Source organism: Mucilaginibacter boryungensis, from assembly GCF_015221995.1.
Lineage (GTDB): Bacteria > Bacteroidota > Bacteroidia > Sphingobacteriales > Sphingobacteriaceae > Mucilaginibacter > Mucilaginibacter boryungensis.
On record NZ_JADFFM010000001.1, the window covers coordinates 2,123,673 to 2,138,654 of the forward strand.

Consider the following 14,982-nt stretch of genomic DNA (forward strand, 5'->3'; position numbering starts at 1 on the left):
CATCAGGAGGCCTTACGCTTATTCAACTCGTCGCGGATCTTAGCCGCCTTCTCATAAGCTTCCTCGGCAAGCGCTTCCTGCAGCATGGTCTTAAGCTCGTCCACGCTTACCGATTTATAATTGCTGGCTGGCGCTGAGGGGTTTTTCTCTTCAAGTTGCTGATCGTTAAGGTTTTCAAGGTACACAAAATCGTTGCCTTCAATTACGATGCCGGCGGTGGATAAGATAAACTCGTAAGTATGGATAGGGCAGTCAAAGCGCACGGCCATAGCTATAGCATCCGAGGTACGTGCATCAATTTCAACCGTTTTCTTACCGTCCGAACAGATCAGTTTGGCATAAAAAATACCGTCAACCAAGTTATAGATAATGATCTCCTGTATCTGGATATTATAGGCCTGGGCAAAGCTTTTAAAAAGGTCGTGCGTAAGCGGGCGACTTGGCGTCATTTTCTCTATTTCAATAGCAATGGCCTGTGCCTCAAAACTGCCGATAATAATTGGCAGCCGCCTGCGGCCACTTACTTCGCCCAAAACCAAAGCATAAGCGCCGGATTGCGTTTGACTGTATGACAGCCCCACAATATCCAGCTTTATTTTTTTCATATCATTACCCATATCCCGGCTAATCCTTTTTTATGCTGTCGCTTTATATGCTTTTACTGCTTCAATTAATTTAGGCACCACTTCAAACGCGTCGCCAACTATACCGTAATCGGCAACCTTAAAAAATGGTGCTTCAGGGTCTTTGTTTATTACTACAATAACTTTAGAACGGCTGATACCTGCCAGATGCTGTATAGCGCCCGAAATCCCTATGGCAATATACAAATTTGGACTCACAGCTATACCGGTCTGTCCAACGTGTTCGCTATGTGGTCTCCAACCCGCATCCGAAACTGGTTTTGAGCAGGCAGTAGCACCACCTAATAAATTAGCCAGTTCTTCAACCATGCCCCAGTTCTCAGGGCCTTTTAGGCCGCGCCCGCCCGATACTACGATCTCCGCATCTGGCAGCGACACTTTATCTGTCGATTGCACAATCTCTTTCACCATCGCTTTAAAATCCGACTCTTTTACATCAACCGTAAAATCTTCAACCTTAGCTGATGTACCTTTATCAACAACTTTATACGAGTTTGGTGTTAGCGCAATAACTTTTTTGGCCGATGTTAATTCAACTGTTGCAAAGGCCTTCCCGGAGAAAGCTGTTTTCTTGATGCTGAACTTACCACCCGATAACTCAGGTAACGAAACAGCGCCATCAGCAACACCGGCATCCAGCTTAACGCCAATACGCGGGGCTAAGCCGCGGCCTGAAAACGAGTTGGATAATACTACAATATCAGCGTCTTCACTTTTTGCTGCTTCAGCCACAACCGAGGCATACGCCTGGTTAATAAAGCTTTTTAGCTTGGCATTGCTTACGTTCAATACTTTATCGGCGCCGTATTTACCAAGGGTGGCTAATTCATCGGCGCTAACATCACCAATAGATATGGCTGTTAACGATGTGTTTTGCGCATCGGCAATGGCACGTGCATACGAAACTACTTCGAATATCGATTTTTTGAATTTGCCCCCGGCATTTTCTGTATATACTAAAACTGGCATCTCTTTTGGTTTATTTATAGGTTTGGGACAAATTATATTACTTTGGCTTCGGTGTGCAACAAGTCAACCAGGCTGGCTGTTTCATCGGCCTTAACTAATTTTACCTGGCCGCGTGGGGCAGGGGTTTCGTAGGCGGTCACTTCTACATTATTGGTTACGGCAACAGGCTCAATTACCTGTAAAGGCTTGGTACGCGCCGACATGATACCACGCATATTAGGTATCTTTGGTTCGGCAACACCTTCTGCCGTGCCGGCTATAAACGGAAAAGGAATGGTTAATATTTCTTTCCCGCCCTCAATCTCACGTTCAACAGTAGCGCTGTCACCGCTAACATCTAATTTTTTAATTACCGATACCGATGGGATATCCAGTAATTCGCCAACCATACCAGCTACCTTAGCGCCGTTATAATCTATAGATTCACGTCCGGTCAATATCAGGTCAAACCCGCCTTGTTTGGCGTATTCAGCAATTTGTTTAGCAACAAACCAGGCATCATGCGGCAGGGCATTAATACGTACCGCATCGGTAGCGCCAATGGCCAGCGCCTTGCGGATGGTTGGTTCGGTATTAGCCTCGCCAACGTTAATAACAGTAACACTTCCGTTGCCTTCGGTCAGTTCGATGGCGCGGGCCAGGGCAATCTCATCATAAGGGTTCAATATAAATTGAACACCGTTTGTATTAAATTGCGTGTTGTTATCTGTAAAGGTTATTTTTGTCGTGGTGTCGGGCACGTTGCTTATGCACACTAATATCTTCATAGTATAATAGGTTTTTGCAAATTTAGTAAAAAAAGAACGCGTTTAAAATGCAGGCAGATAGATTACAAAAGTTACTGGAGTTTTTGGAGAACGAGCCCGATGATGAATTTTTATTGTACGCCCTGGCTACCGAATACCTGCGTTTAAATCAGGTAGATAACGCGTTAAGCTATTATGAGCGACTGGTGAACGATCACCCAAAATACGTTGGTACCTATTACCATTTAGGCAAGCTTTATGAAGCCCTTAACCGGAAAGATGACGCTTTAAGGACTTATGAAACCGGCATGAAAACCGCCCGTGAGGCCCGCGACAACCACGCGCTGGCTGAATTACAAGGGGTATATAACCAGTTAAATGGTTTTGAAGATGATGACGATGATTATTAAAAGTCCATGGTTGATAGACCATAGACCATAGTTTTAGAATATTATCCATGGACTATCGACCATGGCCAGGACTACATGAACAAACGGCAATTATTATTTCTTCGAGATGTGTTGGTTTACACTTTTACATCTTTTGGTGGGCCACAGGCCCATATTGCCATGCTGCTGCGCGATTTTGTAGAAAAACGACATTATATTACCGAAGACGAATTAATGGAGCTGAGCGCCCTCTCACAGGTGTTGCCGGGCCCGTCATCAACCCAAACTGTAGTAGGTATTGCCTGGAAAGTAGGGGGCTTACGCCTGGCTATCATTACTTTTTTAATCTGGATATTGCCCTCAGCGGCGATTATGTCGGCGGCGGCTATTTTTTATAAGGCTTTTGCAGGGCATACTAAAATAGCTGAAGTGTTAAAGTATATACAACCCATGGCGGTAGGCATTGTAGCTTATGCTACATATACGTTCGCTGTGCGGTGCCTTAAATCGCAGGCCAGTGTAATGCTGGCTATTGGGTCGTTAATAGCAACGCTGATACTGCAAAACGCCTACGCGTTCCCCATACTCATCATGATGGGGGGGATCATCTCATCCGCCTGGGAAACGCAGCCGCAGGAAGATGAATTACGTGTAAAGCTATTTGCCAACGTAAACCGCCGCAAAGTGAGCTATTTTATTGGTATCCTGTTACTATTCGCAGCAATGGGGGCTTTAATTAACCGTACATCGCCTTTTAGTTTGCCCATACGTTTATTTGAAAACTTTTACCGCAACGGCATTATGATATTTGGCGGGGGCCAGGTGCTTGTTCCGCTGATGTATACCGAGTTTGTGGAAGTGAAACATTACCTCAGTAATTCAGAGTTTCTTTCGGGCTATGCAATACAACAAGCCCTGCCTGGTCCAACATTTTCATTTACTTCATTTGTGGGCGGAATTACTTTAAGTAACAAAGGATATAGTATTGGTGGACAATTAGTTGGTAGCTTAGTTGCCGTGATCGGGATTAATTTACCAGGTCTGATCCTGATACTTTTTATCGTTCCTTTTTGGGAAGACCTTAAGAAGATAACGCGGATAAAAAACTCGCTGAGTGGTATTAATTCTGTAGCTGTGGGCTTTATGGCTACAGCGTTTGTGCTGTTAACCAAACCATTTTCAGGGGATTGGCTGGCTTATGGCTTAATGGCCGGCACCTTCGCCTTGCTTTATTTTACCAAAATAAAAACCCCGGTAATTATCATCCTCGGGGTTGTGTTAGGGCTTATATTTTAGCCCCCTAAATAATTTTCAATCTCTTTGGGGTAAGGAGCCTACTAAAACGGTGCTTCATCATCCATATCATCCATGCGGGAAGGGCGGATGATCACGTTACTTGGCCTGTCAAAGTTGGTTGAAGGGGTTAAGCCGCCGAACGGACTATCCATACCACCGCCTCCGCCAAAATCCATGCCCTGGTCAAGGTCGGTGAATTTAACGTATTTACCCACAAATTTCAGTCGTACCGTACCCGTTTCACCGTTACGGTGTTTGGCTATAATTACCTCGCCGACACCCTGGGTTGGGTTGTTATCCTCATCCACAGTCAGACCGTAGTATTCCGGGCGGTACAGGAATAATACCATATCCGCGTCCTGCTCGATTGACCCAGATTCACGCAAATCCGACAGCATTGGCTTTTTAGAACCACCCGGGCGGCTTTCTACCGCACGGCTTAACTGCGATAACGCTATCACCGGCACATTCAATTCCTTCGCTACCGATTTTAACGCACGGGAGATACTGCCAATTTCCTGTTCGCGGTTACCGCCTTTGCCATCGGCCTTGCCATGCATTAATTGCAGGTAGTCAATGATGATCAGCTGGATATCATGCTGCGATTTTAAACGGCGGCATTTGGCACGAAATTCAAATATATTCAGAGCCGGTGTGTCGTCAATAATCAGCGGGGCTTGTTCTAAGCGGCCAACTTTACTGTGTATTTGCTGCCATTCCCATTCTTCTAAAGTGCCCTTACGTATCTTTTCCTGTTCGATTTGGGTCTCGCCCGATATCAAACGGTTAACTAACTGAACCGAGGACATCTCTAACGAGAACACTACAACTGGTTTGGCAAAATCAACGGCGGCGTTACGGGCGCAGCTTAGCACGAACGCCGTTTTACCCATTGCCGGGCGGGCAGCAATGATTACCAGGTCGGACTTTTGCCAGCCCGAGGTCATCCTGTCTAAGTCAGTAAAGCCGGATGGGATACCGGTTAGGCCGTCCTTTTTATCTTTCAGGGCTTCAATATCTTTCAAAGCCTCGTGCACCAGGTCATCCATTTTACGGGAATCACGGCGCAGGTTATTTTGTGCAATTTCAAAAAGGTTCTTTTCGGCTTTATCTAACAGGTCTAATACGTCAGAAGTGTCATCGTAAGCATTATTGATCGTATCTGTAGAGATGCGGATCAGTTCGCGCTGGATATATTTTTGGATGATAATGCGCGAGTGATATTCAATATTGGCTGCTGAAGCTACACGGTTGGTCAATTCGGTAATGTAGTAAGCGCCGCCTATAATTTCCAGTTCACCCTGTTGGCGCAACTGGGCAGTAACGGTCAGGATATCCACAGGAGAAGTACGCTCGAACAATACCCTTATAGATTCAAATATTTTCTGATGGCGTTCTTCGTAAAACACCTCGGGTTTTAAAATATCTATTACCGATGAGAGTGCGTCTTTCTCCAACATCAGCGCGCCTAAAACGGCTTGTTCAAGGTCTAACGCTTGTGGTGGTAACTTACCTAAACCACTGCTTGGGGCATTGGTACGGTTAAAGCCACGACGGTCGTTGCTTTTAAAATTTGTTCTGTTTTGCGGATCGTTATCGGAAATCATAAGGACAACAAAAATATACTAAAAATCTGCTAAACGGCAAAAATGTTGTATCTTTTTGTAATGCCCTAAATTTCAAAAAATTGGCACTTTTTTATTAACACATTAGCTGTTGAAATCTTTATATCAAATTGATTATCAATACATTTATTTAGATGTTAAAAACTACTTTTTGCAATTGATGCGGAAAATGAATAGCAAAAAATGGCAGCATTTTTAAATAGCCTCAATTGAATTAATATGGCTATTTTTGACCCCTCATTAAGTTAACAGCATGGCATTCAACAATAACAGGGAAAACAGGGAAAAACGCGAAAGTAATCAAATGGTATTTGGTATCAGGGCCATTATGGAAGCGATTGATGCAGGTAAAGAAATTGAAGCCCTGTATTTACAGCGGGGATTAACCGGCGGCCTGTTTCACGATTTGCGTAACCTGTTAACAGAACATCATATTGTAGCCCAGCAAGTACCGGTAGAAAAACTGAACCGCCTAACCCCTAAAAATCACCAGGGAGCGGTTGCTTTTATATCGCCAATTACCTATCAGCGTATTGAAGACATTATCCCGCAGATATTTGAAAAAGGGGAGGTGCCTTTAATTTTGATATTGGATAGCATTACCGATGTACGTAATATGGGCGCTATTGCCCGTACTGCCGAATGTGCAGGGGTACATGCATTGGTAATCCCTTCAAAAGGTTCGGCGCAGATAAACCCTGACGCGATAAAAACATCGGCCGGGGCATTGTATAAAATCCCGGTTTGCCGCCAGGAAAATCTCTTGCAATCGGCCAAGTTTCTGCAGGAATCGGGCTTACAGCTGGTTTGCTGCACCGAAAAAACCAACGATTATATTTACAAACCCGATTATACCGTACCGACCGCCATTATAATGGGTTCGGAAGATGAAGGTATCCGCAACGAACTAATCCGCATAGCCGACCATCTGGCCAAAATACCCATGTTCGGCGAAATAGAATCGCTGAATGTATCAGTATCGACCGGGGTGATTTTGTATGAAGCGATTAGGCAGCGCACCGCTGGTGAGTAGGGATTAGTTAATCAGAGATTAGTAAAAGAAAAGCGATGGGTTTTACCCATCGCTTTTTCTTATTGTCATTGATTGAAACTATCTCTAATATCCAATTAACTAATCACCAAACTCAAATATACTTCGTCCCAAACTTCTGTTTTACATCGGCTACCACTTGTTTTACGTTTTGCTCCTGGTCGCGCGGACAGATCAGCAGCGTATTGTTGGATTCTACCACAATAAAATCGTGCAGGCCCTGTAGCACCACTAATTTGCCCTCAGGGACGTTTACCATACAGTTTGATGAATCGTACATAATAACCTTCTCTGAAGGGATCACAGCGTTCCCTACGTAGTCCTTTTCGGCTAATTGGTAAATAGATGCCCAGGTACCCAGGTCACTCCAGCCAAATTCAGAGGGCAGCACGTATACGTTCGCGGCTTTTTCCATTATACCGTAATCTATAGAGATATTGGTGCATTGCTGATAAGCGGTATGGATATGTGCTTTTTCATCGTCGGTGTTGTATACAGAACGGGCATCGGCAAAAATGTCGTTCATATCTGGCAGGTACTTACCAAATGCAGCCACTATGGCCTTGGCTGACCATACAAATATGCCCGCGTTCCACAAAAAGTCTCCGCTTTGGATAAAGGTTTTGGCAATCTCCAGTGAAGGCTTTTCGGTGAAGGTTTTTACCTTATGAAATTCGTTGTTAATTGTTTTATCGGTATACTGGATATAACCGTAGCCTGTATCAGGCCGCGATGGTTTTATGCCCAGCGTGATCAGGCAATCATTAGCTGTAGCAGCCTGTAATGATTTTTCGATTGTGGCTACAAAAGCGGCTTCGTCCAATATCAGGTGATCTGAAGGGGCCACTACTATCGCGGCATCCGGATTAATGCTTTCTATTTTAAAACAGCCATAAGCCACGCAAGGCGCGGTATTGCGCATTACCGGCTCGGTAAGTATCTGGTGGTCACCAATACCCTGAAGTTGTTCTTTAACAAGGCCGCTATATATTTCGTTGGTTACAATGTAAATATTCTCCTGCGGGCATATCTTTAAAAAGCGGTCGTAGGTTTGCTGTATAAGCGTTTTTCCTGTACCTAAAATATCAATAAATTGTTTAGGGTGAGATGTGCGGCTGATGGGCCAAAAACGACTCCCGATGCCTCCGGCCATTATAATGGCATAGTAGTTTTTATTCATTTGCTTTTACTATCAATAATAGTGTCAATTTTTTATACATAGTAAGACTGTCAATTATACAATTTAAATAAAAACTGCGTTAAATAACCTGTCTTATCACGAGGATAAAAATGAATAAAAAAATGAATTGTTTGTATGGATTATCATATTTATTTAAAAAAATGAAACCTATGCATGGTTTATACAGAAAATTTTGTTATTTTGAACTTTTAAAAACAGACGTAAACGTATATAAATGATAGAGACAAAAAAATCTCTTTTTGATAATCTTCAAAATTTTTTCGGGTTCGATAATTTTAAAGGGGAGCAGGAAGCGATTATAACCAATATCTTGTCAGGCAACGATACCTTCGTGATCATGCCTACAGGTGGCGGCAAATCTATGTGCTATCAGTTGCCGGCTTTAATGAGCGAAGGTACAGCTATAGTAATTTCTCCACTAATTGCCTTAATGAAAAACCAGGTCGATCAGCTCAGGGCGTTCGGCGGGTCGGATAGTATAGCTCACTTTTTAAATTCTTCGTTAACTAAATCAGAAATAGCCCGGGTAAAAGAGGATGTACTTGGTGGCAAAACCAAGTTGTTATATGTAGCCCCTGAATCATTAACCAAGCAGGACAATATTGATTTTTTACGCCTGAACCAAGTGTCGTTTGTGGCAGTTGATGAGGCGCACTGTATATCAGAATGGGGGCACGATTTCCGGCCCGAATATCGTAAGATACGCCAGGTGATCAGCAATATTGGCGAGAACATCCCAATTATAGCCTTAACCGCTACAGCTACCCCAAAAGTACAGCAGGATATCCAAAAGAACCTGCAAATGAATAACGCTACGGTGTTCAAATCATCGTTCAACCGTTCTAACTTATTTTACGAGGTTCGCCCTAAGCAGAACGTGTTAAAAGAGATTGTAAAATTTGTTAAGCAGCACACGGGTAAATCGGGCATTATTTATTGCCTTAGCCGCAAAAAGGTTGAGGAAGTTGCACAGGCATTAACGCTTAATGGGGTTAACGCCATGCCATACCATGCCGGCCTGGATGCTAAGGTACGCGCCGATACACAGGATAAATTCCTGATGGAAGATATTGAGGTGATTGTAGCTACTATAGCTTTCGGCATGGGTATTGATAAACCCGATGTGCGTTATGTGATACACCATGATATGCCTAAAAGCATGGAAGGTTATTACCAGGAAACCGGCCGCAGCGGCCGTGACGGCGGCGAGGGGATATGCGTAGCCTTTTATTCGGAAAAAGATATTGATAAACTGCAAAAGTTTATGAAAGATAAACCGGTTTCTGAAAGAGAGATCGGTACACAGATACTGAAAGAGGTTATTGATTACGCAGAATCATCGGTTTGCCGCCGCAAGCAGATACTGCATTATTTTGGCGAAAACTTTAACGAGGCGGGTTGTAATAACATGTGCGACAATTGCTGCGCGCATAAACAGCAGTTTGATGGCGAGGAGCATTTACACCGCGCATTAAGCCTGATACGCGACCTTGGCGAGAAGTTTGACGATCATCATGTAGTGAGTGTATTAATGGGCGCAGATAACCCCCAGGTGCATCATTACGAACATCATTTACTACCAACCTTTGGTTCGGGCAAGGACGATGGCGAACTGCTTTGGAAATCGTTAATGCGGCAGGCTTTGCTGGATAATTATTTATCAAAGGATATTGATTACTACGGCCTGTTAAAATTGACCCAAAAGGGTCACGACTTCCTTGAAAACCCGCATAGCATCCGTTTTGTGATGAACAGGCCGATTGGCGCTACGGACGATGATTCGGACGATGAGAACCCTAAGAGCGGTGGCGGTGCACTAGATACCGAGCTATTGCAAATGCTGAAGGACCTGCGTAAGAAGATAGCTAAACAAAAAGGCTTACCACCTTTTGTGATATTCCAGGATCCATCGTTAGAGGAAATGTGCACGCATTACCCTATCACTACCGAAGAGTTGAAACAAATATCCGGCGTAGGGGCAGGGAAAGCACTTAAGTTTGGCGCACCGTTTACCGAACTGATCAAGAAGTACGTTGAGGATAACGAAATAGACCGCCCGGTAGATATGGTGATCAAAAGCGCGGCTAATAAATCGGCGCTGAAGGTTTACATTATCCAAAACATAGACAGGCACCTGAATTTGGAGGATATAGCCGCTTCTAAAGGCATTACTTATGAAGATGTGCTGCGCGAGGTAGAAACCATTGTAAACTCGGGCACCAAGCTTAACCTGAACTACTATATTGACGAGGTGATAGACGAGGATAAGCAGGAAGAAGTATTTGATTATTTCCGCACCGCTGAAGTAGATTCTATTGACCATGCCCTTGTTGAACTGGGCGGTGACGATTACACCCGCGAAGAAGTGCAACTGATGCGTATAAAGTTTATGTCGGAATTAGGGAATTAGCAAAAGCGCCTTAAGTTAAGGCATTTTTGCTTTAATAGTATGTTGTATTTTAATATTTAAGTGTTATTTTTAGTCAACTTAAATATCACAATGAAAACAACTTACATTAAATCACTATTTTTTGCCTCGTTATTTATCTGTGCCTGTAAAAAGGACAATAATACGAATACTGATACAACAACAAATCAAATCACTAATATCACTTATTACGCAAAAGCTGTAAACTCAGGTGCGTTAATTACAGGTTCTAATAACCTTAAAACACAAGCCACCGGCTCTGTTGCATGGCTTACAGGAACGATTTACGCCGAGGAGTTATCGTTTGAGGGTACAGGTTCAACAGTTGTAAGCACTAAAATACCCATTCAAAAAAACATCAATATTCTATCAGGTGATGGATTAGCTGGAAATGTGTCACTCACCGCAGGGCAGTATACCAATACCAAAGTGGCATTACATTTAAAAAAATCAGCCAAATCAGATCTTGCATTTAATCTCACCGCCACCTACACTGATTTTAAAGGTAATAAAGTGCCAATGGTCATAGCTAACTCTGATGAATTTGAAATAAAACTTGCGGTAAGTAATTTTACAACTACATCTACGGGAGCAACAAAAATTACTATCAGCTATGATTTAAGTAAAATATTAAATAATATTCTTGCACCCGAACTTGAAAATGCATATCGCACACCTGATGGTACTTTATTAATAAGCAGTTCGGTTAATGTGGATTTATACAATAAAGTAAAAGCTAATTGGCAAATACTTGCTACAGCATCAGTTCAGTGATTTACTTCCCAATAATCTGAATCTCCGTCCTCCTGTTCATAGCCCGGTTTTCATCACTGGTATTTGGCGCTATTGGCTGGGTTTTGCCGTAGCCTTTAAAAATCATGCGGTTGGTGTTTACGCTATGGTCAACCAGGAATTTGTAGACCGATTTTGCCCGGTTCTCGGAAAGTATTTGGTTCGCTTGATCATTACCCACGTTGTCCGTGTGACCGGATATTTCAATCTTCACATTAGGGTTAAGTGCTAAAAAGTCGATGATCTTTTTCAATTCCGACATCGACTCCGGTTTCAGATCGAAACGGTTGGTATCAAAGAATATATTTTTCAGAATAACCTTACTGCCAATGGCTATGGGTTCCAGCGCTATCTTTACATTAAATGGATTATTCACCTTGTGCCCAACCAGCGAGAAGTTTTCAGAATAAAATAAATAGCCATTTTTAGTTACGGTCAGGCCATAATTCTTCCCCGTGGTAAGCGTTGCTAAAAACTCACCCGTTGTGGCCGAACTATAATCCTGGTAAACCGCCAAACCATTTTCCAGGTCGATGATCTCTACAGCCGCTTCCAGTGGTTGCTTGGTGGTACCATCATGTACCGTGCCCTTGGCGTAGGTTACCATGTGCGGCCGCACCGCAACCGGCAACTCGAATGTATAAATATCAAAGCCACCAAAGCCATTCAGGTTGTTCGAAGCAAAAAAGGCATAGTTACCATTAGCCGTTATGGTCAGGCCGTTCTCATCGCCGCTTGAATTAATTGGATACCCCAAATTTTCAGGTCTCTGCCATTCGCCTTTTTTACTTAACCGGCTCACAAATAAATCCTTATTCCCCATTCCCGGCCAACCATTTGAACAAAAGTAGAGTGTACTATCATCCGGGTGAATAAATGGCGATTGCTCATCAAACGTAGTATTTATGTTGGGTCCTAAATTAATAGGCTCGCCCCAGCCATTGGGGGTTAAAATAGATTTCCAGATATCATAACCACCATACCCGCCTTTACGGTTGCTCACAAAGTAAAGCGTACGCCCATCGGCACTTATTGATGGTTGCGATTCCCATCCGGGGCTGTTAATGGGTGGTGGTAAGTCCCTGGGCTTGGCCCAATCGTTCCCTTTTTTTAACGAAATATAAATATCGCAGCGCCCTAAACCATCGGGACGGTTGCAACCTGTAAAAAACAGGTATTTACCATCCTGCGAAATAGATTGCGCGCCCTCGTTAAAATTAGGCGTGTTGATCAGGTTACTCAGGTAAGTAGCTGTTTGCCATTTATTATCTGCCTTTGTGCTTTTATAAAAGTCCTCGTTATTGTTTATTTTACGGGTAAATATCAATGTACTTTCATCGGCAGTAGCTACGGGCAGATATTCATCGTCCGCAGTATTTATTTCTGGCCCAAGATTGATGGGTTTAAAGGGCACCGGATGTTGTAATGCATTCAAACTAAACTCGCAATCAGCTATTAGTTTGCGGGCATAAAAACGGTTCTGTTCAGTAACGTAGGGGTAGGTAATATATTTTTCCAGGTCGGCTTTGGCCGGTATATATTCGGCGTTGTTTATTTCAGCCTCACCAAGTTTTAAATAAATGGCCCGATTATATTCCGGATTAAGTGCAATAACCGCCCTGTACTGGGATAACGCGTCTTTGTACATCCGTTTTAAACGCAGTACATCGGCCAATTGGGAATGGGCCTCAATAAACTTATCATCGCGTTTTACCGCATTATAAAGCTGCTGAATGGCTTCGTCATAGTTATTCTCATCAATAGCCTGACTTGCTAAAGCGTAACTCTTTAGGGCTTCTTTATCGGTGGTAGAAAGTTGTCGTTGCTGGGCAAATGTCAGTACCGGTAAAAAGAATAGCAATATTAGGGTAATTGAAATTCTCATTCAGGATTATACGGATATAATTCTAAGTTACACTTTTTAAGGAATATTCAAATATTTATGCGTTTGCAGTGAAATTTCCCACTTTGGGTTATTCATTACGTAATCAACTATCTGTGGTATCATTTCTTTAGATTTTGACCATTCGGGCTGCAGGTATAATTTACAACCTGGCCCAACCATAGCAGCATGCTCTTCGGCCCATAAAAAATCCGATTTATTAAATACTATAACCTTTAATTCGTGCGCTTGTTTGGCCACTTCTTTTACAGGCGCCTTAAATTTTTTAGGCGAGAGACAAATCCAATCCCACGAGCCTGAAAGGGGATAGGCCCCGGAAGTTTCAATAAAGGTTTTAATACCGTTTTGCTGTAATTTTTCGGTAAGATAATCAAGGTTATATATCAATGGTTCGCCACCGGTCACTACCACTGCTTTGGCCGGGTGTAGCGCAGCGTGTTCAACTATCGTATCAGCTGAAGTTAAAGCGTGTAATTCGGCATCCCAGCTTTCTTTCACATCGCACCAATGGCAGCCTACATCACAACCACCCAGGCGAATGAAATAAGCCGCTTTACCGGTGTTAAATCCCTCGCCTTGTATTGTATAAAATTCTTCCATTAACGGAAGCAGTGTCCCGTCCTCGGGAATTATATGTGCCATAATCGGCGCAAAGGTACTTTATTGAGGCGAAAGGTTAAAGGCAAAAGGTTAAAGGTGAGATTTGGGTGAATAATCAACTAATACAAACTATTTTTGCAGTTCGGCATTTAATTAATAATCAGTATTATTACCTTAAATTTTACGGGATATGAAAAGACTTTACTTTCCTGTTATTTTATTGCTGATGTTTTGTCTTTCATCCTGCGTGGATATAGAGGAGCATTACAATTTTAAGGCCGATGGATCATGCAGTGTGGTGTATGATTTTGATATGAGCAAAGCCGTCTCGGTATTAATGAACCTGATGACCGATTCCGTACGGTCGACACCCGAATTTGGCATGGTGAAGGATACTACCCTAAACTTCTACACCGCCTTACCTGATACTACTATAAGTAAAATGAGTGTTGACGAAGTGAACATGGCCAAGGCCAGTCAGCTGAACGTGAACATGAATTTGAAGAAAAACCTGATGAAGGTTAGCTTGAACCATGAAGCTAAAAACATAGCCGATCTGCAGTATTACCTGGAACATATCTCTAAGCTAAGCAGTGCCGGGGGTGTTAATGCCATTACAAAAAACAGCAAAAAAAATACTGCTTTTGATCCGCAGCAATTGATATCGGGCGAAGATTATTACGTCTATGAAATTACCGCGCATAAATTTTATCGTATTATCGATCTGTCGAAATTTAACGCGTTCCTGAAACGGACTGCATCAACTTTTGCCATGGCTAAGGCCATGCTGATAGAAACACCTTATAAAGTAGTGCTGAATTTTGCGAAGCCGGTAAAGAAGATAGATAATCCCAAAGCCGTATTATCTGCCGACAGGCGCCGCGTTACTTTACAAACCAATATGGACGATATTATTAAAAACCCATCGTCCATGAACCTTAAAATAGATTTTTAGCCTGGATGAAGTGGTATAATACCGGTGTAACCAATACCGATAAGCCATTTATTAAACGAGTTTCAGTAGGCGGCCACAATGTTTGCCTGGTAGGGTACGGTGGCCATATTTATGCTTTGGCTAACAAATGCCCCCATGCCGGCGAAGATCTATCCCGTGGCTGGTGTACGGAGGGAAAAATTGTATGTGCTTATCATCGTTTTTCCTACAGCCTGGAAACGGGTAAAGGTAGCCCGGGTCAAAACGATTACGTGAATACCTACGCTGTTAAAGTGGAAGACGGGATGATATTTGTAGGCTTTAATACGTTTAGGGAGAAGCTCAAAAGTTTATTTCAATAAAACCCAACGTCATTGCGAGGAGCCGCGAAGATCGTGTGCAGG

General features: G+C 42.9%; 14 protein-coding genes. 7 read left to right on the plus strand and 7 right to left on the minus strand.

Annotated features, from left to right (window positions below):
• Positions 1-2: 2 nt before the first annotated feature.
• The 3 genes from IRJ18_RS08845 to IRJ18_RS08855 are packed head-to-tail and all read right to left on the minus strand — an operon-like array spanning position 3 to position 2,380.
• Entirely contained in the window at positions 3-605 is a 603-nt protein-coding gene (locus tag IRJ18_RS08845; protein WP_194105822.1) for a bifunctional nuclease family protein, read from the minus strand.
• A 30-nt stretch (positions 606-635) separates the two neighbouring features.
• Positions 636-1,613, minus strand: coding sequence for an electron transfer flavoprotein subunit alpha/FixB family protein (locus IRJ18_RS08850; protein ID WP_194105823.1), 978 nt, complete (start codon positions 1,611-1,613; stop codon positions 636-638).
• Positions 1,614-1,645: 32 nt separating this feature from the next.
• Complete coding sequence (locus IRJ18_RS08855) at positions 1,646-2,380, minus strand: electron transfer flavoprotein subunit beta/FixA family protein (RefSeq protein WP_194105824.1); 735 nt, start codon at positions 2,378-2,380, stop codon at positions 1,646-1,648.
• A gap of 47 nt (positions 2,381-2,427) precedes the next feature.
• Here IRJ18_RS08855 and IRJ18_RS08860 point away from each other — a divergent pair, with 47 nt between their 5' ends.
• Both IRJ18_RS08860 and chrA read left to right on the plus strand, forming a co-directional pair.
• On the plus strand, positions 2,428-2,769 hold the full coding sequence (locus IRJ18_RS08860; RefSeq protein ID WP_194105825.1) for a tetratricopeptide repeat protein: 342 nt from the start codon (positions 2,428-2,430) through the stop codon (positions 2,767-2,769).
• Between the two features lie 75 nt (positions 2,770-2,844).
• Entirely contained in the window at positions 2,845-4,044 is a 1,200-nt protein-coding gene (gene chrA / locus IRJ18_RS08865) for a chromate efflux transporter (RefSeq protein WP_194105826.1), read from the plus strand.
• Between the two features lie 41 nt (positions 4,045-4,085).
• Here chrA and dnaB read toward each other — a convergent pair whose 3' ends face one another.
• Positions 4,086-5,651 carry a replicative DNA helicase gene (gene dnaB / locus IRJ18_RS08870; RefSeq protein ID WP_194105827.1) on the minus strand — a complete coding sequence of 522 codons (1,566 nt, stop codon included), beginning with the start codon at positions 5,649-5,651 and terminating at the stop codon, positions 4,086-4,088.
• Between the two features lie 271 nt (positions 5,652-5,922).
• Between dnaB and rlmB the strand changes: the two genes are divergently transcribed.
• Positions 5,923-6,702: a 23S rRNA (guanosine(2251)-2'-O)-methyltransferase RlmB gene (rlmB, locus tag IRJ18_RS08875; RefSeq protein ID WP_228072651.1), complete on the plus strand. Its 780-nt coding sequence runs from the start codon at positions 5,923-5,925 to the stop codon at positions 6,700-6,702.
• Positions 6,703-6,814: 112 nt separating this feature from the next.
• Here the strand turns inward: rlmB and IRJ18_RS08880 are convergent, their stop codons facing one another.
• Positions 6,815-7,900, minus strand: a complete 1,086-nt coding sequence (locus IRJ18_RS08880; RefSeq protein WP_194105828.1) for a mannose-1-phosphate guanylyltransferase — start codon at positions 7,898-7,900, stop codon at positions 6,815-6,817.
• Between the two features lie 238 nt (positions 7,901-8,138).
• Here IRJ18_RS08880 and recQ point away from each other — a divergent pair, with 238 nt between their 5' ends.
• Positions 8,139-10,331 (plus strand): DNA helicase RecQ, encoded by a 2,193-nt coding sequence (gene recQ, locus IRJ18_RS08885; protein WP_194106684.1) that lies wholly within the window; start codon positions 8,139-8,141, stop codon positions 10,329-10,331.
• A gap of 90 nt (positions 10,332-10,421) precedes the next feature.
• The gene (locus tag IRJ18_RS08890) at positions 10,422-11,123 is read left to right on the plus strand and encodes a hypothetical protein (protein WP_194105829.1); all 702 of its coding nucleotides are present in this window, start codon (positions 10,422-10,424) and stop codon (positions 11,121-11,123) included.
• A gap of 1 nt (position 11,124) precedes the next feature.
• On the opposite strand, the gene IRJ18_RS08895 is transcribed toward IRJ18_RS08890, so the two are convergent.
• Positions 11,125-13,026 (minus strand): OmpA family protein, encoded by a 1,902-nt coding sequence (locus tag IRJ18_RS08895; RefSeq protein ID WP_194105830.1) that lies wholly within the window; start codon positions 13,024-13,026, stop codon positions 11,125-11,127.
• 36 nt (positions 13,027-13,062) lie between these two features.
• Positions 13,063-13,686, minus strand: coding sequence for a 7-carboxy-7-deazaguanine synthase QueE (locus tag IRJ18_RS08900; protein WP_194105831.1), 624 nt, complete (start codon positions 13,684-13,686; stop codon positions 13,063-13,065).
• Positions 13,687-13,834: 148 nt separating this feature from the next.
• Here IRJ18_RS08900 and IRJ18_RS08905 point away from each other — a divergent pair, with 148 nt between their 5' ends.
• Together IRJ18_RS08905 and IRJ18_RS08910 are read left to right on the plus strand one after the other, a co-directional pair.
• Complete coding sequence (locus IRJ18_RS08905; RefSeq protein ID WP_194105832.1) at positions 13,835-14,599, plus strand: hypothetical protein; 765 nt, start codon at positions 13,835-13,837, stop codon at positions 14,597-14,599.
• Between the two features lie 5 nt (positions 14,600-14,604).
• A complete protein-coding gene (locus tag IRJ18_RS08910) occupies positions 14,605-14,940 on the plus strand; it encodes a Rieske (2Fe-2S) protein (RefSeq protein WP_194105833.1) in 336 nt (111 codons plus the stop codon).
• The last annotated feature ends 42 nt before the right edge of the window (positions 14,941-14,982 follow it).